Origin of the sequence: Streptomyces sp. NPDC057010, assembly GCF_042673805.1 — a bacterium.
GTDB lineage: Bacteria > Actinomycetota > Actinomycetes > Streptomycetales > Streptomycetaceae > Streptomyces.
In genome coordinates this window covers 279,655-305,579 of sequence record NZ_JBHUSC010000004.1, presented here as the reverse complement: position 1 = coordinate 305,579, position 25,925 = coordinate 279,655, and the positions used below count along the sequence as shown (strand labels likewise).

Here is a 25,925-nt window from a genome sequence, read left to right as displayed (position 1 = left end):
CGTTGTCCCGCCGGTTTCCTAGCAGGGCCGGCGGGCGGGCAGCCCCGCCTTGGCGCGCCAGTAGTCCGCATGGCGTGGGTCGGCCAGCCATCCGATCAAACGTTCAGCCCCTTCTCGGAAAGCCTGCGGCAGCAAGGCCAGATCAGCGACGGCAAGCCTGAAGGCATCAACATCGTGGCTGGCGTGATCGGTATCGCACCAGCAGGCCACGTTCACCGCCGCGTCGACCGCGAGCTCGCCCAAGTCTGTCCAGACCACCTGCAGCAGGAACTCCAGCTGGTCGCTCCCGTCGGCATGCTTGATGACGTCCAGGCCGAGGATGATCGGCGTCCCTGGCTGAGGTCCAGGGAAGACCACATGCTCCAGAGCCCATTCCCATTCCGCCCCGGCTTCGTCGAAGCGAGCTGCATCAACGGCATGGGCCCCGTCCTTCAGGGATTCCACGCCAGCAGGCGATAGGCCGGGGAACAGCGTGGTCAGGGGGACGTCGTCGAAGGCACCTCGCTTCATACGTCGATCATCGGGTCTCTCCGGCTCACAGGCTAGGAGTTTCTGCCCCGAGGTTCTCTCTTCTCCCCACAAGACGGCGCTTTGATGACCGTCAAGCTGAGCACGTTCATCCATACCTTGCTGAGCACCTAAATGAGTACCCGGACAGGAGGTCGGGCAGGGGCTGGCGGATGCGAGGCATGCCGAGGAAGGTCTGCCGCATCTGGCGCACGGCCTGAGCGGCGCGATGGATCTCGGCGCGTTCGGCCTCGGTGAGCTGGTCGACGTCCTCGGTGACGCGCTGGATCAGGCGGCGGATGCGGGTGATCTCCGCCTCGGACGGCATCGCCTCCGCGCGGGCCCCGTCCTCGGCCTCGGTCATCGCTCTCGGCCGCTCCCTCTGGCGGAGCAGGTTGCAGAGGTAGGAACGGAGATCGGGCAGGTAGGAGACGTCGGTCGAGAATTGGTCGCAGCCCACGCAGCGGAACCACAGCGGGCAGGCCCCGCCGCCAGCGGCGACGTTGGACGGCTCCGAGCGGAGAAAATCCCAGGTCACACCGATAATGTGACGTTACACCACACTCAGAGAAGCCCGGGAAAACGACCACGGCAAGGTGGGCTTCGCGTTGCTCGTGGGCAACGCGGTCGCGGACGACGTCGGCGTAGGACTGGGAACTTAAGCCGCGGACCACGAGCACGGGGATGCCCGCGAACTCGAGCCAGCCGGTCAGTGATGGGGCTCCTTGAAAATCCCCACGCTCTGCTCGTGGGTGACCCAGACCTGCTCGATGGATCTCCCCACCCGTACGGCACCTGACGGCCCTCCACTCAAGAAGCCGCGATGGCTGTGGGTCGTCAACCCCGGCCCGAGCGCCGCCCCGACCGGCCAGTACTGCCGCGATCGGGGCGGTGATGCATCTGCTGGCCGCCGCCCATCGAGGAGGGCCAGGACCTGTCCTCGATGAGCGGTATCCCGGCCGACACCGCCTAGCGTGTACTGCCGGCCTGGCGGTCTGGCCTCACTTCAGGTGTCGAGTGAAGAACTGGGCCGCGGCGTCCCCCGCGAACTGCGGGACGCCGGTGTGCCCGCCCATATTGGCGTGCAGCGTCTTCTCCTTGGAGCCGAAGGCGTCGAACAGGTCCAGCGCCGCCTGCCGGTCGTTCCCTTCGTCGTCCCACTGCAGCAGGACGTGCAGCGGAATGGTGACCTGGCGGGCCTCCTCGAACATGGCGCGAGGGACGAAACTCCCGGCGAACAGAACAGCGGCCGAGATGCGCGGCTCGACCACCGCCAGCCGGGTCCCGATGGAGATCAATCCCCCCGAGTACCCGACCGGACCGCCGATCTCGGGCAGCGACAGAAGGGCGTCCAGGGCGGCCTGCCATTCCGGGACCGCCTTGTCGACCAGGGGGGAGGATGAGAGCGTCGATGATCTCGTCGCTGACCGGCTCACCGGCCTCCATCGCCCGGCGCAGGTCGGCGAGGGCCTGCTCGGCGGCGGGCAGGCGGGGCCTGTCGCCGCTTCCGGGGAGCTCGATGGTGGCCGTGGCGAAGCCGTCCGCCGCAGAGTGCCGGGCTCGGGCCACCAACCGGGGGTACATCTTGCGCAGCCCGAGAGGAGGGGGGCTGAGCAGGATCAGCGGCGTCGGTGCGGATGCTGAGTCGGATCCGGGCGTCCACAGGACGCCGGGGATCTCACCGAGGGTGCATTCGCGCTCGATGACAGCGCCGTCGAGACGCTGTTCAGACGTGAAGTGCACGGTCGTGCCTTTCGGGAGTGCCATTGACGGCGCTCCCGGACGACCTATCGCCCGACCGTGACCCCGGAGGGGAGCACCCATGTGGATACGTTCACGGGTACCACCTCCTCGCTCTCCAGCACGGCCTCCGGAAACGTAGCAGTGCTCGCTGTGGTCCGCCAACGGTTTTTGCCGAGGCACCGTGGCCGGCCCTGACCTGGGACGGCGCGACGCTCGTTACAACTCCCCATTTCGTTGAACGCCGGAGCAACTGAGGAGAGGAGCATCCCTGGCCGTCTTCAAGGCTCTGACCGCAGTTCCGTGAAATCCCAGGTCAGGATGACTGCGGGGTGGGCCACGGCTGGCTATCAGGTGCCATGGCTGGGCGGCCGGCCAGTACGTAGTCGCCGTACTCGTCGCCTGCCATGGATTGGTTGACCCAGCGTTCGCGTACTGCTCCAGTTCGGGTCTCGGCAGCGTCCAAAGCATCGAGGGGGGCGTTCGTGGTTGCGAGGAGGAGGCCGAAGTCTTCTTCCTCGCCCTCAAACAGCGGTGGCAGAGAATCCAGGTCGCGAGTCAGTGGCTCGCAGTCGAGTGCGGCGTGCAGGTAGACCTCGTAGGCCCCACCGACCGGCCGGATCTCGACCCAGTGGATCCCCAGCCGCTCGGGGCTTCCGGACGGTCCGAGGAATTGCTCGACGGAACGGCCCCGGTTGAGGGCCCCAAGGATGAATGGTTCTGCCAGATAACGCACGGCGGAAGACTACGGCGTGATGAGGATGCGGGTCCGAAGGAGGCCGAAGGAGGCCCGTCCGTACATCGCCCTCTTGAGTGTCTTGACTCTGTTGACGTGGCCTTCGACGATGCCTGAGCTCCAGTGAAGGGTGAGTCCGGCAGTGACGGCGTCGAGGTCCTGCCGGAGGAAACCTGCAAAGCCGGTCACCGGCTTTGGCGCGTCTTGTTCAGCCTGGCGGATCCACTCGGTGAGTAGGAATCCGCGCCGGTTGCGGAGGAGCTCGGCGAAGGCGCCGGCGAGGTCGCAGGCTCGGGCGATGTCCGGGCAGGCGATCCTCACATCGAGCAGGCGGCGTTCGAGTTCGGGTGAAAGGGTGCCTTGCGGTCGCATGATCCAGCTGGTGACCTTGCGAGGGCTGGGTATGTCCGCGCGGATGGGTTCGGCATGGCCGGCGCGGAGGGCGGTGAGGTGCCTGCGGACGACCTGGCGGCTGCCGCGGTAGCCGCGTTCGCGGATCTCCAGGAAGAGGCGGCTGCCGCTGACCTGGCCGAGGCTTTCGGTGAAGCGGGTGTTCAGACACGGCTTGAACGGTTCGAGGACTCCGGCCGGCTGGCGTTCGTTCGCCGAGGCCAGGAGCTGGTCGAGGTCGGTGTCGCGGAAGCGCCGGACGGTCTTGCGGTCGAGGTGGAGACGGCGGGCGATGGCACTGATGGTCCAGCCTGCGGCGACAAGCTTCTGGACGTCAGCGTGGCGGTGCCGGGTCCGGTCGATGATCGGCGTCCGCGGTAGTTCGTGGAGAGGGAGCTGCATCAGCGGCGGGGTCTCGGGTGCGGCTGGTCACCTCGTCGACGCGTTTGCGCAGGCAGGCGCGGTGCTGGTGGCAGGTCTTCTCCACTGCGGCGGCGAGGTTCTGGAGCAGGTGCCACCGGTCGGCGACTTCCACGGCGTGGGGCGCCGCTTCCTTGATCGCGCGGGTGTAGGCCGAGGCGCGGTCCCGGCAGATGATCTCGGCGCCTGGATGCTCGCGCAGCCAGGCTGCGAAGGTTTCGGAGGTACGGTCGGGCAGAACATCCACGACTCGACCGGCCTCCACGTCGACGAGGATGGTGCCGTAGGTGCGGCCCCTGCGGAAGGCGAACTCGTCGACGCCAAGAACTCTCGGGGCGCGCTCCGGCACCGGCGGAGGATCCAGCAGCTCCAACAGTTGCGTGCGTCCGGCGGTGAGGTGCATGTGGCGGCAGAGGCGTTCGCCGGCTCGCCCACCGAGCTCGACCGCGACTTGGCGGAGCCAGGTCCTCAGGCCGAGGCTGGAGCGGCGATACCGCTCGCTCAGCCCGCTGACCTGCTCGACGAACGTCCGGCGTTGACACCCGGACCGGTCGCAGAAGAACCGTCGGACCCGCAGTCTGACCAGCAGCTTCTGCCCAGACAACGGCCGCTCGGCGAGACATCGCTCGTAGCAGGAATGCACCCGCCGAGCTCGGGCACGGCACACCGGACACCTGGGCGGCGGACCGCACGCGGCCGCTACCACCACTAACACGTCAGCCGTGAACTCCACGGCTTCCAGCCGTACATCGACGTTCGGAAACAGCACATCATCCAGCGAGCAGACCCCCACCAGCGAGACATGCCCTGCCGGAACGTTCCCTCACTCGGCTCCGGACCTGGGATTTCACGGAACTGCGGTCAGAGCCAAAATCCGGGCTCTGACCGCGCTTCCGTGATGACTACGCCTGGATGACGAGTACGGGGCGGCGCAGGAGTTGATGGAGGTGCCCACAGGTCTCGGACGGTTCGGCGCGGTACCTCTGGCTGGCCTAAAGGTTGTTGCAGAAGGTCCGTCCCGGGCAGGCCTGAGTGGCTGTTGACCTGGTGTTTCACCGGGCCTGGGTGAGGTTGTGCATGGTGGCGACGGCTTGGACGGCGTGGCGGAGGCCGTCGCTCTTCTGGCGGCAGTCGCGGAGGATCTTCCAGTTTCTTCATGCGGGCGAAGGTGTGCTCGACGCGGGCCCGCACCCGGCGGTGTTCGGCGTTGTCCTCCTCCTGGCCCCGCAGGAGGGGACGTCCGGCCCTTCTGCGGTGCGGGACGATCAGCCCGGTGCCCAGGTAGGCGCCGTCCGCGAGGACCGTCATTCCGGCCGCCGCGGCGGGCAGGTCGGAGTCGCGCCAGACGTGGGCATCGGCCATGTTTCCCGGTGTCGGCCGGGCGCTCGCGATGATCAGGCGGCTGTCGGCGTCGACGATGACCTGCACGTTCGCCGAGAACCGGTAGTTGCGGGAGGAGGCGCCGACGTTGCGGTCTCGGACCGGGATGAGGGTGCCGTCCACGATCCACAACCTGTCCACGTCGGCGACCGGCCTGGGTGCCGGCTCCAGCGCGAGCAGCGGGCCGAGCCGCTGGATGACCCGGCAGACGGTGGCCGGGGAGATCCCGAAGAGTGGGGCGAGCTGCCGCATCGTGAGGTTCGTGCGGTAGTACACCGCCACCAGCAGCACCCGGTCCGCCAGCGGCAGACACCACGGCCGGCCACCACCGGGCCCGTTCCCGCCCCGCTCCCGCACCACCTTCACCAACTTCGCGAACCGGTCGGCCCGCAAGCCCGTGAACGTCTCCACCCACACCGGCTCAAACCGCAACACCCCACCCATACAGGAGGAATGCCCGGAACCGAGCCTCCTGCAACACCCTTTAGGTTCTGTCTCCAAATGACGCCCACATCAGGAGTGACGCGAGGGTGACGGCGGCTTTGTAGGACTCAGCGGTCTTGTCGTACCGGGTGGCGATGCCACGCCACTGCTTCAGGCGGTTGAAGCACCGTTCCACGACGTTGCGGTGCTTGTAGATCTCGCGGTCGAAGGCCGGCGGGCGGCCTCCGCGGCTGCCTCGTCGGGCCCGGTTGCGGACCTGATCGGCCCGCTCGGGAATCGTGTGGGCGATGCCCTTGCGGCGGAGCCAGGTGCGGATCGCCTTCGAGCTGTAGCCCTTGTCGGCCAAGACGTGATCGGGCCGGACCCGGGGCCGCCCGGGTCCGATCCGGGGCACCCGGATCGCCTCCATCACGGCGGTGAACCGGGTGCAGTCGTTGGTGTTGCCGCCCGTCACGACAAAGGCGAGCGGACGGCCCTGCCCGTCGCAGGCCAGATGGATTTTGCTGGTCAGACCGCCTCGTGACCGGCCGAGGGCCGGGTCGCGGAGCCCCCTTTTCGTGCCCCGGCCGCATGCTGGTGAGCCCGGACGACGGTGGAGTCGACCGACACCAGCCACTCGACGTCCCCCGCCGCGTCCGCCTTCGCCTGTGCAGCCCGCAGTATCCGGTCGAACGTTCCGTCCGCCGCCCACCTGCGGAAACGCGTGTGTAGCGTCGCCCACGGACCATAGCGCTCGGGCACGTCCCGCCAGGCCGTCCCGGTCCGGAACTTCCACACGATCCGGTTCAGGACCCTGCGGTCGTCCAGCCGCTTGCGTCCCCGCAACGACTCGGGCAGCAGCGGCCGCACGAACTCCCACTCGGCATCCGTCAGTTCATGGCGACGTATCACGACACGATGATCCACCAGCGGTGATCATTTGAAGACACTGCCTAGTGCGGATTACCCGTCAGATCGTGTGCGTGATAGGAATGTTCGCTTATTGATCATATTTATGACCGGGGGGACGGGGTCGCGTGGCTGTCACGGTGCCCGACTGGGCGGACACACTGCTGGACCTGATCGGTGTGGCCTGGCCAAACGTGGACGAGGACGCCTACCGGGAGATGGCCGACGCCCTCCGCGAGTTCGCAGAGGACCTGCTGGATGACGGCCAGCTCGCCAACAACCACGTCGAACGCCTGCTCTCGGCCAGCAAGGGCGAGTCCATCGAGGCCTTGAACCGGCACTGGAACACGGTCAAGAGCAAACACTTCAGGGACATCGCGGATGCCGCCCGCACCATTGCCGGCGCGATGGACATGGCGGCCGGCGCGGTCGAGGCCATGAAGTACGCGGCGGTCGCGGCCGCCCATCGGGCGGCCGCGACGAAGTGGCCGCGCATGCTCAAGGTGTCGCGGTGGGAGTTCGCCGGGAGGGCGATAGGCGGCAGGCTGCTGACCTCGTCTTCTTCAGCTATTTGATCAACACGGGCCGCCCCTGGGCGGGATCGGAGGGCGCCGGGAGTCTTGATCGTGTCCGCCGGGATGCGGCGGGCTCTGTTCGAGACGCGAGGTGGGTTGCCTATGTCACCGAGTGAGGACGAGGACCGTCGTCTGGCGGAGCGGTCCCGGCAGGTGGGCCTGTTTCGTTACGGCCTGATCCAGGACCTGATCGACACGAAGCTCACGACACGCCAGCGCGGGAAGCTCGCCCGCGAACTGGCCGCGAAGGAGCACACCGACCCGTTCGGCCGACAGGTCAAGGTGACCCGCGGCACCCTGGACCGCTGGGCCCGCCACTACCGCGCGGGCGGGTTTCCTGCGCTGGTGCCGGCCCCGCGGCAGGTGACCCCGCGGACGCCGGTGGAGGTGCTGGACCTGGCGGCCGCGCTGAGGAAGGAGAACCCCGCCCGGACGGCAGCGCAGATCCAGCGGATCCTGCGGACCACGCAGGGCTGGTCGCCGACCGACCGGACGCTGCAGCGGCACTTCGCTGGCGCCGGCCTGACCGGCGGTGGCAGCGGCGAGAAGAGCGTGTTCGGCCGGTTCGAGGCCACTCGCGGCAACGAGCTGTGAACCGGCGACGCCCTCCACGGACCGAGGATCGGTGGGCGCAAGACGTACTTCTTCGCGTTCATCGATGACCACAGCCGGGCGATCGTGGGCCACCGGTTCGGGTTCGCCGAGGACACCGTCCGCCTGGCCGCCGCTCTGCGGCCGGCGCTGTCTGCCAGCACCGCCATGGGCCCTTTATGCAGGGATCAACCGGAGCCGGCTGGTGCTGACAGTGGGCGCCTCCCCATGGCTGCGGCGAGACGCGGACGACGCGGGACGTGATGTGCGCCCTGCGCCGCCGTGCCTCGCCCCGTCAGTCCAGGAAGTACGGGAGCACAGCGAGGCCGACGCCGCCGACGAGCAGAGGCAGCCCGAAGAGGGTGAGGAAGCCGGAGGTGAGTGCGGTGCTCTTGGCCGACAGTTCGAAGGAGTGTTGCCCGGGGCTCGGTGCCTGAACCCCTCCTCCAGCCTGCGCCGCGGCCGGCTCCCGATGCAGAGCAGCCGCGTTACCCCGATGGAACGCCAGCCGCGCCAGCACATCCGCCATGACCGTGAACCGCTCCCGCCCCACTGGGCCGAAACGATCCTCCTCACGCGCTGCGGCAAGCCACCGGCGCACCGTCCGCTCCGACACCCCCAGCGTCCCAGCGACCATCCGCACGTGGCTCGGCGTCAGCTCATCCCGGCCCTCCAGCGCCAGCAGGCGCCGTACCGCCACCGGACGCAACACACCGGCATCCACCCCGGCCCGATTCGGCCCCACCCCGCCACTCCCCCACACCCGACAGGGGCACCACCCCCACTAAACGATCAAGGAAGACCCTACCCCTCTTGGAACCCCCACCCCGCTGACCAGCCAATCCCACCTGGTGACCAACAGATCCTCACTACCTGTCCAACCTCAACACCACGCCAACAACCCGGCGCTGAACCCACCCAGCCCCCAAGACCGGACACCCAACCGAGAATCCTCCCGGACGCACAAGAGAGAACTCCCACTCCGGCGCCTGGACGCCCTCGTGGCCGAGCACCACGCCGCCGAGCAGGAGTGGCTGCGCGACCAGACCGGCCGCGAGGACCTGGCCCGGCTCCGCGGACCGGAACGACGGGCCGCACAGGCGAGGATCCGGGCCGGCCGGCACCACCACCGCGCCACCGGCACCGGCCCAGACGTGCCCTCGCGCTCGTCCCCGCACTCGGGGCCAAGGTTGGGCAGCGGGAGCTGCTGCGTGAGTGACACCACCCCGTACCGGACCCCGCTCCGAACGCCGGACAGACCCTCTGCGGCCCGGGTAGCCACCTTCCGCGAGCTGCCCTGATTCGCCGCCGCGCCGACCGGCCTGGCATCAGCCTGCGCCACGGTCGGCGTGGGACACCCGTGGGTCCGGTGCGCTCGTGCGGTCGTCAACGCGGCGGGCACGGCGCTGTATGGATGAGAGGTTCACTGTGCGGGATGAAACCTCAACCCGTTCGACGCTGTGCAGGATGACGAGACTTTCCGCCACTTCCTCCGGATACATTCCAGGTGCCCTCTCCGCAGCAGGGAAATCAATCCAAGTCCCTGCTGCGGCCAGTTGAGGCGTACCGGTGCAGAGGTCCTGTGCCGCTTTCCATCATGGGGGAAAGAAAAAATGAAGATGAAGCGACGTATCGCTACATTGTTTGCGACGACTACGCTGTTGGTTGGGGGAACGGTCACAGCAGGCGCTGGCACAGCAGCAGCGGATCCTGTCTTTACCTTCAAGCAAGCCGCTGTGGACAGCGTCGGGGGCTTTACCGTTGCCGTGTACAACAACGGCCGGTACGCAGGGGTGGCCCAGTGGCAGGCTGACCCCATCTCCGGCCAACCCGGTGATGCCATGCGGGCAGGGGATGTCCTGTCGGATGGCTGGTACGTCGAGGCGATCCTTGAGAGCCCCTATCGTTTCGCCACGACCAAGGGCCATACCGCCACCTACTTCACCCCCTGGGTGGGCGGAGATCTCGCGGAAGGCAGGAGTGTGAGAATGCGGGTCGCCATAAGCAACGGAACCAGCACCTACCTCTCTCCTTACTACACCGGTCATGCGTAGGCGTCACGTGCAACCCAACAGGTAACCCGAACTGCCCGAACTCGGCGCGCCGCCGCGGAGCCCGCCGCCCGCCAGGCCCACCTGGGCGCAGCTCTGGTCACCGTCGAAGCGGGGCGCTGCCGGGACATCACCCGGCAGCGCCCCAGTTCACTCCGAGGCGCTGCCACCCGGGTGCCGCACCACCCCGGCCCTACAACGGCCATGACCGCTCCGGCGTGGTGTCGGCGGACCTACCGTCTTCCTATCTGGAAGTGTTCATGCCTCGCCGGTCACCGGGCGAGATCAGGGCTCAGCTCCCACGCCGGGCCAACCGAGTCAGGCATCGTCGTGCCCCCGCGATCCGAGGGTTGTCCGCATCTGCGAGCAGGCAGATCGCACGCTTCGAGCGCATTCATGGGCTCCCAGCCAGCGAGGTCGCACACGCGTTTCGCCGATGGAGTTCCACTGCCCGGAGGCCACGAAGGGACGTCACTCCCTTCTACGGATACGACGACACCGACCTGCGGAGCGGCTACTACCACGTCCGCACTCTGCTGGAGCTCACACTGCGGCTTCTCCGCACGAAGGCACGACGCGAACTGCGTGCAGTCATCGCACCCGTGGATGACCAGATTCTCCGGCGCACGGTCAACAACCCCTTCGAGGCACCCGACCTTCCCTGGTGGAAGCGCCGAATCGAGCTCTAACCCCCGTGGCCGACCTGCCCTACCGCTGCCGGTTGCTGCTACTTCTCCCGACAGTCCGAGGCCTCTTGAGGGCGAACCAATGCCAGGAATCAGCGACACCGCTCTCCGCTCGCACCTACGCAGCCAGTGATCGTCACGAAATGTGGGCCACAGCCTTGAATCTCCCCACCCGGCGCTCACCGGTTCCCCAGCCCTGCTCACCTTGATCCCCCACCTCGGCGCGCGGACCTGCAAAGCGGTGTGACCGAGATACGCGCCAGAGGGGTAACGGGATGATCTTGAAGCCCTGAGCCCGCCGGCACCCGCGGTGTTCTGCCAGCGGAAGAACACCGGACGAACCCGGGCTCGATAGACCTACAGTGCAGTCTCATGACGACGATCACGACGCGCACGGTCGAGTATCCGGCGGACGGTTTGACGATGACCGGGCACCTCGCTCTCCCGGCCGGTGTCGACCGCCGGCCCGCGGTGCTGCTCGGACCGGAGGGCATGGGGCTCAGCGATGTCGAGCGCCGCCGGGCCGACGCTCTCGCCGAGCTGGGATACGTAGCGCTGGCTTTCGACCTTCACGGCGGGCGCTATTTGGGCGACCCCGAGGAGATGCTGACCCGTTGCATACCGCTGCTCGCCGATCCCGACCGGATGCGGGGCATCGGCCATGCTGCGCTCGACGTGCTGCGCACCGAACCGCGGACCGACCCCGACCGGATCGCCGCCGTCGGCTACGGCACCGGGGGCGCTGTCGGGCTGGAACTCGGGCGCGGCGGCGTCAACCTGCGCGCGATCGGGACGGTCAACGCACTGACCACGGGCCGCCCGGGCGAGGCGGCGCGCATTCGCTGCCCGGTGTGGGCCGGGGTCGGGTCGGAGGACCCGATCATGCCGCCCGCGCAATGGAACGCGTTCACCGCCGAGATGCAGGCCGCGGGCGTCGATTGGCGCCTCACGGTCTACGGCGGCGCCTTGCACGCCTTCCACCACCCGCCGGTCGACCACCCCACGGTCCCCGGCGTCGGCTACCACCCACAGCACGCACAGCGAGCATGGCGCGACGTCGTCGACCTGCTCGCGGAGTGCCTGCCTGTGACGGAGGCTCTGGGCGCATGATGCAGGCAGACAGCCTTGCGCCAGGCCTGGTCCGCGTCGGGCACTGACAGCTCCCTCCCCTCAAGTCCCCACAGCAGAACCACATCCGGGCGGATGCTCGAACGTGGAGGAGCGTACGCAACTGCCGCAGCACATACCGGATTTGCTGCGACGCAGCCCCTGCCGTGATCGTCACGACCTGCGGCGGTCCGTTCCGGCGGCCAGGACGAAGTGCACGCATGCACTGCGCCTTCATTTTGCTGACCACGTACGAAATCGCACCAAGATCAACTCGTTGCTCCTGTGGCGTATACCGGCTGGACCCCGCGGACGGGCGTCACTCGGGAGGGGCCGCCCGACAGCCAACCAGGTCCCGGGGCGGAGCGGGCTGTCCAGTGTGGCCGAAGGCCGACGCGGAGCGCCGCCACAGGCGCCCTTGACCGGCCTGCACCGCACACTGCACGGTCGGGCTGCCCCGGCGCCACCATTGCCGACAACAACCGAGTGGGGAACGAAAAGCAGCACTGGCCGATTTCACGGCTGTGACCGCGCTTCCGTGATGACTACGCCTGGATGACGAGTACGGGGCGGCGCAGGAGTTGATGGAGGTGCCCACAGGTCTCGGGCGGCTCGGCGTGGTACCTCTGGCGCTGGGCTAGCGGGCTGATCACCTTGGCGTGACCCGGGCAGTCGCGCCCCACAGGAGGCCCCAAACCAGGAAGTAGGGCGACCAGAGCAGCAGATCCACGCGGGAGAGGTGGTGCGCGATCTCGGTGTCGGACGGGTCCACCTGGAGGTTGCCCGTAAGCACCATGACGTCGCCGACGAAGCCGAAGCCCAGCGCACCGGAGGCGCGCAGCACCATAAGGGCGCTAATAATCCACATCGGCACGATCAGCAACCGGCGTGGCAGCACATGCCCCCAGGGCTGCACCGTAGCGAGCGCCGCCAAGGCGCCCGAGACGACCAAGCCGACCGATATCCCGTGTCCCGTGATCCTTCCGGAGGTTTGCGCGACAAGATCCTCACGGTCCGACCGAGGCAGGGGGGCGCTGGAGGTGAGCGCCGTGCCACCCAGAGCCCAATAGAGTTTGAGCGTTCCGTAGCCGGCGAGGGTCCAGACGCAAGTCGCGTAGGCGGCCCATCGGCGCACTGACAGGGCACGGCGCGTGGGGGGCCGGCCGTCCATCGCCTCTTTCATCCCGTGCCTCGAGCCGTCTTCGCCACGGCTATGGTGTCCTGTCCTCGTCGGCGAGTGAAGATCCAGGCCATGGCCAGCCACAGGCACAGGCCCGCGACACCCTGCACTGCGGCCTACACCGACCACCCGGTGGGACCGGAGCTGAAAAGGACCTCCTGTGCCACGTGGATTTGGCCGGCGGCTGCCGGGACGACCGTTCCTCATAGCCCGAGGAGCAGCAGCGGGCGCGGTACCAGGCCGCCCCATGGCCGTACGGCGGCGAGCGCGATGACGGCGGTGAGCAGGCCCAATGAAGCCGGCGTCCACTGCGTGAGCGCGACATCGGAACCATCGGTGTACTGCGAGGGTGTAACCGGCGGTCCGCCTGGAATGCCCAGGCGTCCTCGGGTCGCGTAGTAGCCCTTCTGCCCCGTGTAGACCAGTTGGCCGACGGTGGACACGTACGCAGGCCAGGCCCATTTCAGGGGTACCGCGGCCGGGCGGCACACCGGCCGCCACCGCCGGGCGACGTGCACCGCTGCGATCGCGTTCACGCGCCCAGCGCCTGGCTGAGATCAGGAGAGCTCGTCATACGTTAACGATCACGCCGCCCCCCACGTCAGGTCGCGTACTCGAGAATGATCCGTCTCCCCCTGCGCGGGGGGCCGGCGGACAACCCCCAACCGGGCTGACGACTGACGACCTCACCGTGTAGCCAGAGAGGAGAACCAGCGGCTCACGGCGGTGAGGTCCGGATTGCAGGATCGTTCCGCCAGGGGATCTCACTGTTGTGAAGGTGGAGGCGCTCGAAGATGTTCTCTTTCCACGTCTGAATCTCGTAATGGTCGCGGATGACGGCTTGATGATCGACGCGAATGGCTGCGGGCCGCCAGGAGCCTGTCCCGAGTGTCAGCATCCCGCCGCACGCGTCCACAGCCGGTACTGGCATCACAGCCGGGCTGCCCGTCGGCGGCCGCCGGCTGATCGTCCGTCTCCGCGTCCGCCGCTTCTTCTGCGATCAAAACCGGTGCCGACGTCGGACTTTTGTGGAACAGGTGGAGGGCCTGACCGAGCCACGACGCCGTAGTTCGACAGCGGCGCGGTCAGCGATGCGGGCGGTCGCTGTGGAACTCGGCGGCCGACCGGGCAACGCCTCTGCACAAGGCTGCGTCCCGGCGACGGCCGAGCAGATTCGCCGCTCCTGGCCGAGGGCGTGCCCGACTGTGTCCACTGCCGCCCCCGACACCGCCCGCGGAGTGCCGGAGTGACCGGCTGCACGGTGGAGGGATCAGCCCTGAGCTGCGCGTGGTCGTGTATCCGCCCGACGCCGAGGGCGGGCGCCGCGTCCGCTTCGACGGCGAGATACTCGGCCCAGCGACCTCCTTGAGCTCCTCCGCCGCACGGAACTCGACCCGGACACCGTCCACCTCGACTGATCGAGTGGGGCGGTGGCGGACCAGCCCCATGGGCACCCGGCCCCGATGCGGGGTGAGCCGGCGGCAACGCTCGCCGTAGAGCTGCGTCGCACCCGTTGGGCATCGCGCCTGGAGCGCGACGGCCCTCTCGTGGGGAGCCGGGCAGACTGTCGGCCCGAAATGGTCCCTGCCGGGGGCATCAGCCCCGCTCGTCTTGCTCCCAACGTGCCAGGATCTCGGCCACGCGCGGGTACCGCTCAAGCAACTCCGCATCCGTCAGGTCCATGCCGGCTGTTCCCAAGATCGCGGCGGTGCCGACGGGCAGCGTCCGTTCTCTGGTGCGGTACTCATCGGTCACGGGACCTCCAGCGTTCGGTCGGCTGAGGCACCTACGATCCGCCTGGCACATGCCTCCGTCAACCCCTGCGGAGGGGGCCGCTCCAGAAGGAGCACATAACGTTCACTCAAGCCCTGCGAGCCCGCTCCTGACACACCTACACTTCAGCGGTCCGCCAGTCGGCCAGCCCGCCGCCCAAGCCGAGACCCAGGCCCCCCGGCACAGCCCTGCCTCGACCAGAACGAGCGTCACCCGCTCCACGCGGCGACCCTACGGATGCGGTACCGCCGAGGCCGCCCGCGCGCCCTACGCCCTACCTACGACCGGATCCCTGTCCGCGTACGCATGAGTGCTCAATGAGGTACGGGATGAACAATCACGTATGAGCCGACACGCGGGCCGGGTGTATGTCTCGCGTGCCGGCCGCGCCCGACGGGGTTGCCCGTGTCGTGACGCCGTCTTGATCGTTCTGGCTGAGATTTTTCGAACGTGCGATCTAATCGGAGTGGTGCCCTCCGCACCACCCGGGAGCCCCTCATGACCACCCCCGAGACCCTCGCCAGACCCCAGCCGGCCACCTGGGCGCCGAGCCAGACCGGGCCCTGTGCAAAGTGGCTTGTTGACTGCACTAACGGTGCTCACGCCCCGTCGCAGTGATTCGGGGTCGGGCGGCAGTCAGACCCCGGGAAGCGGATCGGCGCGTCGGAACGCCGAGAAGTGATGGGAGGGGCGAACTACGCCTGGCTATGGGACAGTTCGTGATGCCGTGTCACTGGCTGATGGGAGACGGGCACGATATGGCTGGCGAGTTGGAGGGCGACTGGCTGACGGGGCGCCAGGTGAGCACTTTGTGGCCGGGCGTTGGTGCTCGCTCGGTGTATGTAAATGCGCTGGCCCATTGAGTGCGCGTCCGTACGGACAGCTGGATGACCACTACCGGGTCCGCCGGTAAGAGGTGGTATCACGCCGACGACGTGCGCCGAGTGGCCCCGCAGATAGCAGCCCGGCCACCCCTGAAGGCGCCGTCCCCGCTGCCGTGCTGTCTACTGCTGATCGTTCTGGCAGCGGGACCAGTCGTCTGGCTGGTTCTAGCCATACGAGGCGGGCAGTAGAGGTCAAGCGTGTGGCTGCGGCTCGCCAGCCGCTGGATGCTGCGGTGTCAACTGCAGCATCTCTGGCTCGTTGGGCAGGGCGCCGCCGAGCCTCGAGTGGAGGCCAGTCAGATGCCTGCACGCGAGGGTACGGCGTCCGCACGCTCGTAGCCGAGCACGCGGGGCCAGGACTTGTCCAAACGTGAAGGTCTTCGGCCGGCGCTTCGATGACGGCGCCGATCTCGCGGTCGGTGCAGAGAAGCCACGTCCCCACATGCCGCTACGGGGTCGGCGCGTCGCCCTTGTGCGCGGCATGCAAAGTCGCCCGGCAGGCGCAGTACGGGGGCTGAGTCATGTCTGTCCTGCCGCCCGACCTCCCCCGGCTGCGGACTCCGGTCACCTACCTGAGCGCCGAACTCGACCGGGCCGAGAAGGCTCTGGCCGTCGCCCAGGAACGCGAGGCCCTCGCCGCGTCCAGGCGGCCGCCGAAGGAGCCGCCCGCGTGGCTGATCGAGCGCGGAATCGGCAACGGCCGGCTCCCGTCCGCGTGCACGCCGGAGAGACTGCTGGGACACCGGCAACCGCTTCGCCCCGGCCACCCCGGACCAGATCCGGCAGCTGCTGACCGATGACGTGCCCGCCTGCACCACTGCCGGCCCGACACAACCCTGGGAGTGCTGGAATGACCTGCACTCGGCAGGGTGGAGGGATGAGCAGTCTTACTGCCCTGGAGCAACGGAGGACGCGTTCCAGCCCTGCTGCGACCTGAGGCGGGAGCAGTGCCCGGACTGCCGCGGTTGCCTGATGTGCGTCGGGTGTTACTGGTGCGAGTGAGCGGCACGGCATAGGCCGGGGCTCAAACAGCCGGCTGACTTCAGCGAGCCGGTGCTCGACGGCAGTGCACCGGGCATCTCGAAGGGTGCCGGAGACGGCGAGGACGAGCGGACCCTCGCCGTCGTCCGGGTCGACAACAGTCTCGGGAACATCGTCGTCAATGACTTCCTCAAAGCTCCGACCGGTGAAGATGCCCTCCCACTCGATCAGAGCCTCCTCGACATCGAAGTTGCCGGAGGTCACGGACTCGAAGACCCCGTCCGAACCACCCTCCGCGACAGCAGCGGCAGCTTCGGCGTCCGGTGCCACGAAGGACTTGACGACGATGCTCACCGGGGCATCGTGCCTGTTCCACCGAGCCCAGTCTACGTGCCGGCGGCCGGCAGAAGCCGACCTACCGACCCGAGATGCTGTCCGCCCACAGGCCAAAATCAAGATCTTCTACAGCTGGTACTAGGTTCACCATGAGATCGGGTACGGGTTTCATGGCACCGTCCTCCTGCGGTGCCCTAGCGTCGTGCCATGACGATTCCAGCTGGACTGATACGCACGGTCCTCCGGGCGCAGCGGGACACGGGCTTTCTTGCCGCTGGTTTGCTGCCGCACCTGGCGCTGGTGCCCGTGTGGGCGTGGGCGGCGGCGACTACCGCCAGGACGGGGAATTGGCTCCTTACGGTTTCCGTGTCGGCCGCCCTGGTCCTGCTCGGCACCCCGGTACTGACGGCCGTTCAGCGGGCCCGCTACCGGGTGCTCATCGGTGTGGACGTCCCCCGGCTCACCCACACCGCGCCGGAACAATGGACGTGGGCGTCGACCGCCCGGTGGCTCGCGGCGACGCGGCCTTGGCGCAAGATCGGCTACCACCTCCTGCTGGGCCCGCTGCTCGCGCTGCTGGAGCTGCTGGTACTCGCGGTGGCAGCGGCGTGCCTGGCGGGCGTCTTCGCCTACGCCTGGGCGTGGGCGCTGCCAACCGGAATCCGCCAGGACTGGTTCGGCTACCTGACCCAGCTGCCGGCTTACACAGCGGCTGGACTCCTCCTCTTGTGCGCCCTGCCCTGGACCGCGCGGGCGGTAGCCCGGGCCGAGGCGCGGCTGACGTTGGGCCTGCTCGGGCCCAGCCGGGCGCAGCGGCTCCAGGAGCGGGTCGATCAGCTCGCCGTGAGCCGGACCGACTTGATCGAGGCCGTCGACGCGGAGCGCCGCCGAATCGAGCGCGATCTGCACGACGGCACCCAGCAGCGGTTGGTGTCTCTCGCGGTCAACCTGGGTCTGGCCATTGCCGCCTGCCCGGACCTGCCGAGTGATGCCCGCGAGGTGATCGCGAGAGCGCACCTGGAGGCGAAGGAGGCGATCGCCGAACTCAATGACCTGGTGCGGGGGCTGCACCCGGCGGTGCTCGAAGACCGGGGTCTGGACGCGGCGTTGTCCGGGCTGACTGCCCGCACGCCCCTGCCGGTGCGGCTGCGGGTCAATCTGGAGGAACGGGTGGCGCCCAACGTGGAGTCAGTCGCGTACTTCGTGATCTCCGAGGCGCTGACCAATGCAACGAAGCACGCCAACGCGATGCATGCAGAGGTGACAGTCCGTCAGGTGGGTGGGGTGCTGCGAGTGCGCGTTACCGACGACGGGCTGGGCGGTGCCGACGCCGCCGCCGGCACGGGGCTGACCGGGCTGGCCAAGCGGGTCGGCTCCCTCGACGGGGCCTTCCACGTCAGCAGCCCCGTTGGCGGGCCCACCACCATCACCGCGGAGCTGCCGTGCGCGCGGTGATCGCCGAGGATTCGGTGTTGTTGCGGGTCGGCCTGATCAAGGTGCTGGAGATGGGCGGGTTCCAGGTCGCCGCGGAAGCCGACGACGCGGAGGGGCTGTTGGCGGCAGTGGCGGAGCACCGGCCCGAACTCGCCTTGATCGACGTCCGGATGCCGCCCGGCTTCACCGACGAGGGGGTGCGGGCGGCGATGGAGATCCGTCGGCGCTGGCCGGGGACGCCGGTGGTGCTGCTTTCGCAGTACGTGGAGGAGCGGTACGCGGCTGACCTGCTGTCTGCGAACACCAGCGGTGTGGGCTACCTGCTCAAGCAGCGGGTTGCCGATGTCGGCGACTTCGTGGCGGCGGTGCGTCGGGTGGCGGCCGGGGGCACGGCCCTGGACCCGCAGGTCGTCGCCCAGTTGCTGCTGCTGCGGCGCGACAGCGACCCGCTCGCGCGGCTGACCCCCCGCGAACGGGAGGTGCTCGGCCTCATGGCCGAGGGGCGCTCCAATGCCGGCATCGCGCAGGCGCTGGTGGTCAGCGAGAGCGCCGTGGCGAAGCACATCAACAACATCTTCGCCAAGCTTGACCTGCCCGTGGTCGACGCGGACCACCGCCGCGTCCTGGCAGTGCTGCGGTTCCTCGGAGCGTCCCGGGCCTGACCGTCCCAGCCGCGGGGGCGGCCTCCGCGGGTGGATGACTCTCGTCGTAGCGTACTGACGCAACGCCGACGGCCCTGGCCTGTCGCCGGCACGGGCGGTCGGTCACACGTGGTGGCCGCGCCGCACGCGCGCCCTGGCTTCTGCTCGCTCCCCTGCCGACACTGCAGCCGGGCGGCCACGGCTTCCGCGGTCTGCGCCGGCGGCGTGAGGTCGCAGAAGCTGTTTTGGGCTGGAGCTGCCAAGAAGCGACGGACCGCGGCCCCGTAGGCCCAGCGCGCCGCGGACGCGGGGAGCCCGCGCTGGCCCACCAAGCCAATGTCGCGTCGAACCCGGCGGTGTTGAGTACCGGCCTGCGGCGGGCGCTCACCGCGTCCAGCCTCACCGGGGCACCGGGAGGGTGGCCCGGCCGCCCGTCGGGCGGTACATGGCCCGGTCGAGCGCGGTGGGAAGAGGCCGGCCATGGTGTCGACGAAGGCGGGGTTGGCTCCGGCGGCGGCCAGGAGCCGGAGCGCGGTGCTAGGTCCTGTCGGCTTGGGTGCGTGTCGCAGTGGTGTGGGTCGTGGTCGGCCGTGGTCATGCCGGGCGTTGCCGAGGGCGCTGGTGGGCGAAGACGCCCGGAGCGAGGGCGTAGGCGTGGTAGAGGGCCGGGAGGTAACCGGGGATGTCGATCTGGGGGCAGGTCTGTGATGCCCGCGAGAGGACAGTTCCCTTCCGGACCGCGGGCGGGAGGCACGAGCCGAAGAAATTCGCGTGTGGCGAGCGTTGACGTTCCGCCACACTGCATGGATGGCTGCTGACACTATCTGGTCACCTCACCGCTCAGCCCTGCGGCACGTGGCAGCTCGGTCGTTCGGAGCCCCTCTCGCCCCCGGGGCGGAGCTCACCATGAACTTTCACCCCGACCGCATGGTGGGCGATCGGCTCCTTCTTCTTCGGATGGCGGAGGACGGCGTCTACTACTCGCAGTTTGTAACCGGCACCAGCAACGGTGGCCTGACTGCGTATCCGGGTGGAGATCGGTGGCGCTGGGAGAGCCGCATCTTCGGCGGCGCGTACGATCACGCCTCAGCTCACGAGCGCCCGGTCTACGGGGCGCTCAACTATTGGAACTCGCCGGTCGGTGGGGCGCCTCGATTCGGCTCCTCACATTTCCGGCTCACCGCTGACGCCCTCGAACGCGCGACCTTCTGCTATCCAGACAGCTCGACGGAGCCCTCGGCCTTCGCTGTGGCGTCCCGCTTCGCCCTCCTCGGTCTGGCCGAGGCTGACGGGCTGGACGCCCTGGACGGACACATCGAGGCTCACGTGCACGGATCCGTCAGGTTCGACCGGGACGTCGAGGCATTGGTCTTGGACCCCAGCTACCGTGGCACGGACGTGGAGGAGGCGGCCCGCCGGCTCCCATGCCCGATCGAGTGGCATCCTGGCTTCCGGCTGACCGTGGAGCATCTGCGGCAGCACCCTGACTACCGGGGCCAGGAATACGTCGACCTGGGAACCAAGATCGCGCTCGACGGATGCCTGGACCCCTGGACGATCGGGAAAGCAGCCCGCACTGGCCATTACGACTCGCAGGCGCTCAAGAAGGTCTGGCACTGCTTGGCGCGATTTGGTGCCCCGTCCCCGGTTACGAGTGCAGTTTCTGGCCTGACCCCGGCTTGTTGCTCCCCGTAAACAGCCAGAGGGCGAACTCGGCCGTGATCTTCGGGGGGACTCGAAGGACCCGTGGCCGACTCGGATGCGTTCGCGAAACAGTCACTGTGACCGTTCGTGCAACGACGGTCCGTGAACAGCATGATCTCATCAGGCATGGCCGTGAACAGAACACGGCATCAGAAAGCCGATCCACCCCGGCTGCCCAGACCTCTCAACACTCGGACACATCACCCGGCGGGACCCGGCCAGCTCCGCCAGGGAACCGACGCCGGAGAAGACAGGCCCGCCGCCGCCACGAAACGGAAGACCAGTAGAACCTTGCGTGCGTCAAACGGCTCGCGCCACAACCACCCGTTAGCGAAGGAGGTGACTTCGCCGATTTCCGTCCGTCACGAGCAGGTCATTCACCGAGTCTCAGCTCAGGGGTTCGGCACGCCTTGGAATGTACCGGATGTCCCCAAGGGGCGCTGTGGGCTGTGCGCCGAACTTGTCCACGACGGTACCGCCGGCGGCGACGTGCACGACTTGGAGGGCGACGCGGGTGTCCTGTTCGCGCAGGTCGATCCGAACGCGGGGGGAGCCGCCCTCGGGCTTCATGTCCACGATTCGCTCGTCTGGGTATCCGGCGCGCTTGAGTGCGGCTCGCATCTCAGCGGCGTTCTCGCCCGTGCCCTCGAGGGCATGGGTGACATGCGCGGCGAACTTGTCCGCGTAGCAGGTCTCGGGCTTGGTGAGCGTGACCGGCTCCAGGAGGTTCCCGTCGGACAGGGGCGGCACGGGGTCGGCGGCGGGCGGGCCGGCGGGGTCGGGGCCGGCGGGCAGGGGGACTTGGCCGCCGGGAGTGCCGGTGGGCTTGTCGGAGGGGCCTTGGGGCACGGTGGGGACGTCACTGGGGCCAAGGACCTTGCCGGTCTTGGTGTCGTCCACCGGCGGGCAACCGTCGATGATCTTGAGGGACAGCTTCATGAAGTCCAGCTGCGCCTTGCCGGCGTCCCCACCCTCGGGGACGGAAGCGACATGGTCCGTGTCGGTCGCGGTCGCTGCGGGGGTGCTGGAGCAGGCCGTGAGAGTAAGTGCGCCCAGAACAAGGGCGGCTGCGGTGTGCGCTGTTCGGAGCATGACTTCATCCTGCCGCCGGCACCAGACACGGGTCATGAGTACGGATACTCACGCTGAAACGGAAGACCTGGCTAGCTGCTGTTCAAGTGCCTTGCTGCCGACCCAACCTGACGCCTCGCGAAGGCTTGCGCCGCCACCGAGAAGTCATGGCCCAGCAGTCCATGAGGTCGACGTCACCGACCGCATCACCGCGCGAACAACATCGTCTCCGCAAGGCGGTGGACGGTCGGCCGGCCCCGCCGCACTAGGCTCGGCTACCGCCCGTCTTGATCCATTTCGACGCGGCGCCGCACGCCACGAAGGGCGCGAAAAACATCGTCAGCATCCACAAACCCACGCTCACAGGTGAGTAGATGTAGTAGCTCCATCGTTCTGGCAGAAGCGATGGAGCGAGGCCAAGCACGATGAGCGCAACCCACGTGGCCAGCACCACGACTGCTGTGCGGACTACCGCCATCCCCCATCACCCTTCCACCATCTGCTTGCGACCCCGATCATCACCGAGTGACGCCTCCTTGGACCAGCCCCGCAGCGGGGCCCGTACCGAGGGGGAAGGAGCAGCCTGGTCAGCAGCGAGCCGCAGGTCGAGGGCCGGAGAAGAATGAGCCGCTCCCACCCCCGGCGCTTGGCCCTCCAATCGCCGCGAGCAGAGAGTGCATTGCCGGCACACGCCGATGCAGATCGGCAGCCTGCCGCCCGCCCGGCCTCCCCGGACAGAGCATCCGCTTCTCACTCGGACCTTGCAGCCCCGTGCCCTCGACACCTCGCAAACAGGGAAGGGGAGACGCTGCTGGCGGGCGCCACCCCGCCGAAGCCAAGCCCGCGGGAGTGACGCGGCGGCACGGCCGCGGCGCAGCGTAGGCAGGAACCTCAGGACAGGGGGCCTGCCAGCTGCGGCTTCAGCCGTACCTCAGTCACGTTTACGCCCTGCGGAGCGCCGAAGGCGTCGACCAGGATGCCCAGGTGGGGGTCGGTGACCCCCGAGCGGTCCGGCATGCGGTGGATCCGCGCCGCCGGGTAGCGCAGGGTCGTCAGCTTCTTCTACATCACCTCGTACGTGGCGGTGTTCGTGCCCGAGAACGCCTTGCTGATCCGCCGCGCGTGCCGCTGGGCGGCGCACTCCTCCTCAGCGGTCAGCGGCACCTCATCGACCAGGACGGGCATGGTGGAGTCCGGGGCCGGCCGTGGAAGCCGATACCCCGCCGCTGGGTCCGCTGGAGTCTTCTACGGCGCAGCTCTGCGAGATGAGGTCCGCGAGCTCGAAGAACCGCATCTCCGCATCGGCGTCGCTCGCCGCGACGATGCTGACCACGGTCGGCTGGGCAGCGGTGGCGTTCTGTGTGCCGAAGCCGGCCACGACGGCAACACCGCCGAGGGCGGCCGCCAGCAGAGACTTCGGGAGGGATATCGATCGCATGTCCGCAGCATGCAGGCCGCTGATCACCACTCACGTGAGTACCCGTACTCGATCCCCGTCTCAGCAGCCGGGTCGGGCCCGTCTGCTGACGTACGTGCAACGTTGCGATGCGATGTCACCAACGCGAAGACCGGCCGCGGACAGCTCACCCTCCTGCCGGCCCAGCCCCCGTCGGTCTTTCTCACCCCTGTCTTGAGGCTGTTGCTCATCGACCAACCTGTCCGGAAGTGACAGAACACCGTCATTGATCCCGCGAGCAACCGTTGTGACCATGGGTGCATGTCGCTGACCGTACCCGCCGCCCCTGATACTGCCGCCTGTGCCGCTGCTCTCGAAGTCGCCACCGCCTACTGCACCCCGGCCTTGCTGAAGCACTCGGTGCGGTCCTATGTGTGGGCCTCCGCGTACGCCGCGGACCGGGGCATCGAGCACGACGCCGAGCTGCTGTACGTGGCCGCGTTGCTCCACGACATCGGGCTGGTACCGGAGTTCGACAGCCACACCGTCGCCTTCGACGAGGCGGGCGGGCACGTGGCGTGGGTGTTCGGGGCCGGCGCGGGATGGCCCGTGGGGCGCCGGCGGCGGCTCTACGAGGTCATCGTGCGCCACATGTGGGACGCGGTGGACGTGCGCGAGGACCCGGAGGGCCACCTGCTGGAACGGTCCACCGCCGTGGACATCTCGGGGCGGAACGCGGACGACTTCACCCCCGGGTTCCGGAGCCAAGTCCTGGATGTCTACCCCCGCCTGGGCCTCGGGGACGAATTCCTGGCCTGCTTCCGCGACCAGGCGGCACGCAAACCTGAAAGCTCCCCCGCAGCGTCGATACGCGGCGGCCTCGCCGAACGCATCCTCGCCAACCCGCACCCGCTGGACAGCTGAACGGACCAGACCCCGCCCGGCCGTCGGTGCGGCCGGGCTGCCGACGGTGCTGGGCCACGCATGAGCTCTGCTGGCGGAACGGAGTCAACCGCTTCCCTTGCCGGCTCGATCGGCTGCCGAAACCGGCCGCGCGCCTTGGTCGTGGCGGCGTCTCAAGGCCAGCACACCCAAGACACTGCCAGGTGCCGTACCCGCAGGCCCCGTCCGTGCGGCGAGCCGCTTTCTCCCTGTCCCGCCGCACCCCCGGCGGCACACGTGGACGAAAATGATCACGGTGTACCCGGGCGTTCATGCCCGGAAAGAACGGAGATCCACTGTGCGTGCAACAAAGCGCCTCGCCGCCGGCCTGGCCTCTTTTGTCCTGTTCACGGGCGGCATGCTCGGGCTCGCCTCACCGGCCCAGGCCATGGGCGGATGCCCGCCCGACAAGCTCTGCCTGTACGGCTGGAGCGACTTCTACGACCTGTACTGGACGATGGCCAGCACCAACGCCTGCCTCGGGGGAATCGACTACCCACACGGCCCGAACTCCTACGTCAACAACCTTCCCGTCAAGGTCCGCATGTACCACTTCGAGGGGCCCGACTGGAAGCTGGACGGCACCATCTCACCCGGCGGAGCGAGCAGCAACGCCCAGTTCCCCAAGTGGCAAAAAGCCTGCACCGGCACCGCCACGCCGTAACCCACATCAGCACAGAGCAGCGCCCGGCAGGCACCAGTGCCAGGCGCTGCCCCGATTCCCCCGGCCGCCCCGCGGCGCGCGCATGGGGCCGCACCGGACGCGGTCGAGTTTTCCGGACAAAAGATCGTCAATTTGTTCTGTCTCTGTGAAGGGATCATTGGCATGGAGATTCTTCGGTATGTGTTCCTTGTCTTCCACCTCTTTGGGTTCGCCGCGCTCCTGGGAGGCGTCTTCTTCCAGCTGAGAGGGAAGGACCCGGTGACTGGCAGTTACATGCCGAGCAGTGCGGTCGTTCAGCTGGTCACCGGTGCGGGTCTCATCTGGACCCGAATATCCCTAGACCTGCCGGTGGTTGAGGCGAAGATGTGGGTGAAACTGGGGTTGGATGTCCTGGTGGCGGTGACGGCGCTGGTGGGTATGCGCAACAAGCAGCCGTGGGCCTTCTTTGCCGTGGGGGTGTTCACGGCGGCCGCAGCCATCGTGGCCGTCGTGTGGAAGTAGTTCCTCAGCGGGGCCGGGCGCGCATTCGGAGCGCGCACACGTCTCAGGGGCGGTGAGTGACGTGCTATCCGTTTGAGGAATGGAGCTGGTGGTGGCCTCTCCGGGTGGCTATGGCCGCGGCTGATGGACAACCCGTGCTGGGCTGGGTCGCACGCCGGGTGCCTGGCCCGCACTGCTGCCGGCCGCCCCGGTGTGGCGGCTGATATCCGCGCTGGGGGACAGTTATTCGCCCAGCTCTGCAGTGATCACCGGCGGGAACCCGGCGCAGCCTGAGCGGCCTCCGGGCCGCGGACCGTGGCGAAGGTCCAGCCGATCCAAGGGGTTTGGTGGTCCTGGGCGGTCAGGCCCCGCATGACGTGTAGACCAGGTGCGATCGCACCTGGTCTACCGGGTCCGCATTACCGGCCGGTCGAGCCGTCGATCTGCTCGCGCAGGATGTCCGCGTGGCCGGCGTGCCGGGCGGTCTCCTCGATCATGTGGACCAGCACCCAGCGCATCGACGGCGGCGGGGTCTCACGCAGCGAGCGGACGCCCGGGCGGTCCAGGTCGGTGCAGGCTAGGGCGACCTCGTTGACGCGGGCGATCGCCTCGCGATAGGCGTGCGCCAAGTCCGAGGCGGTGTCGTCGGCGGACACCGCAGCCTCATCGTCCCACTGCTCGCGGTCGGCGCCGGCGTACGCCCAGACGAACCAGTTGAGCTCGACTGCCGTCAGGTGCTTGAGCAGTTGGAGCAAGCTGGTCCCGGAAGGGACACCGGCCGTGCGGACCGCCGGCTCCGGGACACCGGCCGCCTTCGCGAGGACGGACTCGCGCAGGTAGTCCAGGAAAGTCAGCAAGGTGGTCTTCTCGTCGGCGTTCAGGCCGGGCGGCCGAAGATCCGGGCGTGGCTCCATAGTCGTCATC

The 25,925-nt window shown here is 68.4% G+C and carries 25 protein-coding genes and 5 pseudogenes; 13 read left to right on the top strand and 17 right to left on the bottom strand.

What is annotated here, in order from left to right; translation table 11 throughout:
* Positions 1–18 precede the first annotated feature (18 nt).
* From ACFTXQ_RS07350 to ACFTXQ_RS07315, 8 genes and pseudogenes are all read right to left on the bottom strand, one after another.
* A complete protein-coding gene (locus ACFTXQ_RS07350; protein WP_382636714.1) occupies positions 19–510 on the bottom strand; it encodes a hypothetical protein in 492 nt (163 codons plus the stop codon).
* Positions 511–616: 106 nt separating this feature from the next.
* On the bottom strand, positions 617–1,045 hold the full coding sequence (locus tag ACFTXQ_RS07345; RefSeq protein ID WP_382636712.1) for a transposase: 429 nt from the start codon (positions 1,043–1,045) through the stop codon (positions 617–619).
* Positions 1,046–1,508: 463 nt separating this feature from the next.
* Positions 1,509–2,250, bottom strand: a pseudogene (locus tag ACFTXQ_RS07340) (alpha/beta hydrolase).
* Positions 2,251–2,563: 313 nt separating this feature from the next.
* Complete coding sequence (locus ACFTXQ_RS07335; protein WP_382636710.1) at positions 2,564–2,983, bottom strand: hypothetical protein; 420 nt, start codon at positions 2,981–2,983, stop codon at positions 2,564–2,566.
* 9 nt (positions 2,984–2,992) lie between these two features.
* The gene (locus tag ACFTXQ_RS07330) at positions 2,993–3,775 is read right to left on the bottom strand and encodes a transposase (RefSeq protein ID WP_382636708.1); all 783 of its coding nucleotides are present in this window, start codon (positions 3,773–3,775) and stop codon (positions 2,993–2,995) included.
* On the bottom strand, positions 3,708–4,562 hold the full coding sequence (locus ACFTXQ_RS07325; protein ID WP_382636707.1) for an ISL3 family transposase: 855 nt from the start codon (positions 4,560–4,562) through the stop codon (positions 3,708–3,710). Before ACFTXQ_RS07325 ends, ACFTXQ_RS07330 begins: the two co-directional genes overlap by 68 nt.
* Positions 4,563–4,845: 283 nt before the next feature.
* Positions 4,846–5,617, bottom strand: a pseudogene (locus ACFTXQ_RS07320) (transposase family protein).
* A 40-nt stretch (positions 5,618–5,657) separates the two neighbouring features.
* Positions 5,658–6,508: pseudogene (locus ACFTXQ_RS07315) on the bottom strand (IS5 family transposase).
* A gap of 125 nt (positions 6,509–6,633) precedes the next feature.
* On the opposite strand from ACFTXQ_RS07315, the pseudogene ACFTXQ_RS07310 reads away from it, so the two are divergent.
* Both ACFTXQ_RS07310 and ACFTXQ_RS07305 read left to right on the top strand, forming a co-directional pair.
* Positions 6,634–6,963: pseudogene (locus ACFTXQ_RS07310) on the top strand (hypothetical protein); the annotation flags it as partial.
* Between the two features lie 219 nt (positions 6,964–7,182).
* On the top strand, positions 7,183–7,674 hold the full coding sequence (locus ACFTXQ_RS07305; protein WP_382636705.1) for a helix-turn-helix domain containing protein: 492 nt from the start codon (positions 7,183–7,185) through the stop codon (positions 7,672–7,674).
* Between the two features lie 292 nt (positions 7,675–7,966).
* On the opposite strand, the gene ACFTXQ_RS07300 is transcribed toward ACFTXQ_RS07305, so the two are convergent.
* Entirely contained in the window at positions 7,967–8,383 is a 417-nt protein-coding gene (locus ACFTXQ_RS07300; protein ID WP_382636703.1) for a hypothetical protein, read from the bottom strand.
* Between the two features lie 289 nt (positions 8,384–8,672).
* Between ACFTXQ_RS07300 and ACFTXQ_RS07295 the strand changes: the two genes are divergently transcribed.
* The 3 genes from ACFTXQ_RS07295 to ACFTXQ_RS07285 all read left to right on the top strand — a co-directional run bounded on the left by ACFTXQ_RS07295 (position 8,673) and on the right by ACFTXQ_RS07285 (position 11,518).
* A complete protein-coding gene (locus ACFTXQ_RS07295; RefSeq protein ID WP_382636701.1) occupies positions 8,673–8,972 on the top strand; it encodes a hypothetical protein in 300 nt (99 codons plus the stop codon).
* A 312-nt stretch (positions 8,973–9,284) separates the two neighbouring features.
* On the top strand, positions 9,285–9,725 hold the full coding sequence (locus tag ACFTXQ_RS07290; protein WP_382636700.1) for a hypothetical protein: 441 nt from the start codon (positions 9,285–9,287) through the stop codon (positions 9,723–9,725).
* 1,055 nt (positions 9,726–10,780) lie between these two features.
* A complete protein-coding gene (locus tag ACFTXQ_RS07285; protein WP_382636699.1) occupies positions 10,781–11,518 on the top strand; it encodes a dienelactone hydrolase family protein in 738 nt (245 codons plus the stop codon).
* A 646-nt stretch (positions 11,519–12,164) separates the two neighbouring features.
* Here the strand turns inward: ACFTXQ_RS07285 and ACFTXQ_RS07280 are convergent.
* The 3 genes from ACFTXQ_RS07280 to ACFTXQ_RS07270 form a co-directional block, all read right to left on the bottom strand.
* Positions 12,165–12,686, bottom strand: a complete 522-nt coding sequence (locus tag ACFTXQ_RS07280; protein WP_382636768.1) for a DUF3995 domain-containing protein — start codon at positions 12,684–12,686, stop codon at positions 12,165–12,167.
* A 212-nt stretch (positions 12,687–12,898) separates the two neighbouring features.
* Positions 12,899–13,231, bottom strand: coding sequence for a hypothetical protein (locus ACFTXQ_RS07275; protein WP_382636698.1), 333 nt, complete (start codon positions 13,229–13,231; stop codon positions 12,899–12,901).
* Positions 13,232–14,291: 1,060 nt separating this feature from the next.
* A complete protein-coding gene (locus ACFTXQ_RS07270; RefSeq protein ID WP_382636696.1) occupies positions 14,292–14,450 on the bottom strand; it encodes a hypothetical protein in 159 nt (52 codons plus the stop codon).
* A gap of 1,423 nt (positions 14,451–15,873) precedes the next feature.
* Between ACFTXQ_RS07270 and ACFTXQ_RS07265 the strand changes: the two genes are divergently transcribed.
* The 5 genes and pseudogenes from ACFTXQ_RS07265 (at position 15,874) to ACFTXQ_RS07245 (ending at position 20,439) form a co-directional block, all read left to right on the top strand.
* Positions 15,874–16,152: a hypothetical protein gene (locus ACFTXQ_RS07265; protein WP_382636694.1), complete on the top strand. Its 279-nt coding sequence runs from the start codon at positions 15,874–15,876 to the stop codon at positions 16,150–16,152.
* Positions 16,112–16,354, top strand: a pseudogene (locus tag ACFTXQ_RS07260) (hypothetical protein); the annotation flags it as partial. The gene ACFTXQ_RS07265 and the pseudogene ACFTXQ_RS07260, both read left to right, overlap by 41 nt.
* A 522-nt stretch (positions 16,355–16,876) precedes the next feature.
* Complete coding sequence (locus tag ACFTXQ_RS07255) at positions 16,877–18,124, top strand: sensor histidine kinase (protein WP_382636693.1); 1,248 nt, start codon at positions 16,877–16,879, stop codon at positions 18,122–18,124.
* On the top strand, positions 18,112–18,765 hold the full coding sequence (locus ACFTXQ_RS07250) for a response regulator (RefSeq protein ID WP_382636691.1): 654 nt from the start codon (positions 18,112–18,114) through the stop codon (positions 18,763–18,765). The genes ACFTXQ_RS07255 and ACFTXQ_RS07250 overlap by 13 nt, the downstream gene beginning before the upstream one ends.
* 885 nt (positions 18,766–19,650) lie before the next feature.
* The gene (locus tag ACFTXQ_RS07245) at positions 19,651–20,439 is read left to right on the top strand and encodes a DUF3626 domain-containing protein (RefSeq protein ID WP_382636689.1); all 789 of its coding nucleotides are present in this window, start codon (positions 19,651–19,653) and stop codon (positions 20,437–20,439) included.
* Between the two features lie 396 nt (positions 20,440–20,835).
* Here the strand turns inward: ACFTXQ_RS07245 and ACFTXQ_RS07240 are convergent, their stop codons facing one another.
* The 4 genes from ACFTXQ_RS07240 to ACFTXQ_RS07225 all read right to left on the bottom strand — a co-directional run bounded on the left by ACFTXQ_RS07240 (position 20,836) and on the right by ACFTXQ_RS07225 (position 22,957).
* Positions 20,836–21,540 (bottom strand): hypothetical protein, encoded by a 705-nt coding sequence (locus tag ACFTXQ_RS07240; RefSeq protein WP_382636688.1) that lies wholly within the window; start codon positions 21,538–21,540, stop codon positions 20,836–20,838.
* A gap of 870 nt (positions 21,541–22,410) precedes the next feature.
* Positions 22,411–22,536 carry a hypothetical protein gene (locus ACFTXQ_RS07235; protein WP_382636687.1) on the bottom strand — a complete coding sequence of 42 codons (126 nt, stop codon included), beginning with the start codon at positions 22,534–22,536 and terminating at the stop codon, positions 22,411–22,413.
* A 45-nt stretch (positions 22,537–22,581) separates the two neighbouring features.
* Entirely contained in the window at positions 22,582–22,704 is a 123-nt protein-coding gene (locus ACFTXQ_RS07230) for a hypothetical protein (protein ID WP_382636685.1), read from the bottom strand.
* A complete protein-coding gene (locus ACFTXQ_RS07225; RefSeq protein WP_382636683.1) occupies positions 22,685–22,957 on the bottom strand; it encodes a hypothetical protein in 273 nt (90 codons plus the stop codon). Before ACFTXQ_RS07225 ends, ACFTXQ_RS07230 begins: the two co-directional genes overlap by 20 nt.
* A 279-nt stretch (positions 22,958–23,236) precedes the next feature.
* Between ACFTXQ_RS07225 and ACFTXQ_RS07220 the strand changes: the two genes are divergently transcribed.
* The 3 genes from ACFTXQ_RS07220 (at position 23,237) to ACFTXQ_RS07210 (ending at position 25,022) form a co-directional block, all read left to right on the top strand.
* The gene (locus ACFTXQ_RS07220; protein ID WP_382636681.1) at positions 23,237–23,839 is read left to right on the top strand and encodes an HD domain-containing protein; all 603 of its coding nucleotides are present in this window, start codon (positions 23,237–23,239) and stop codon (positions 23,837–23,839) included.
* A 316-nt stretch (positions 23,840–24,155) separates the two neighbouring features.
* Positions 24,156–24,521 (top strand): peptidase inhibitor, encoded by a 366-nt coding sequence (locus ACFTXQ_RS07215; protein WP_382636679.1) that lies wholly within the window; start codon positions 24,156–24,158, stop codon positions 24,519–24,521.
* Between the two features lie 162 nt (positions 24,522–24,683).
* Entirely contained in the window at positions 24,684–25,022 is a 339-nt protein-coding gene (locus tag ACFTXQ_RS07210; RefSeq protein ID WP_382636677.1) for a hypothetical protein, read from the top strand.
* 398 nt (positions 25,023–25,420) lie between these two features.
* Here the strand turns inward: ACFTXQ_RS07210 and ACFTXQ_RS07205 are convergent, their stop codons facing one another.
* The gene (locus ACFTXQ_RS07205) at positions 25,421–25,915 is read right to left on the bottom strand and encodes a DinB family protein (protein ID WP_382636766.1); all 495 of its coding nucleotides are present in this window, start codon (positions 25,913–25,915) and stop codon (positions 25,421–25,423) included.
* Positions 25,916–25,925 lie beyond the last annotated feature (10 nt).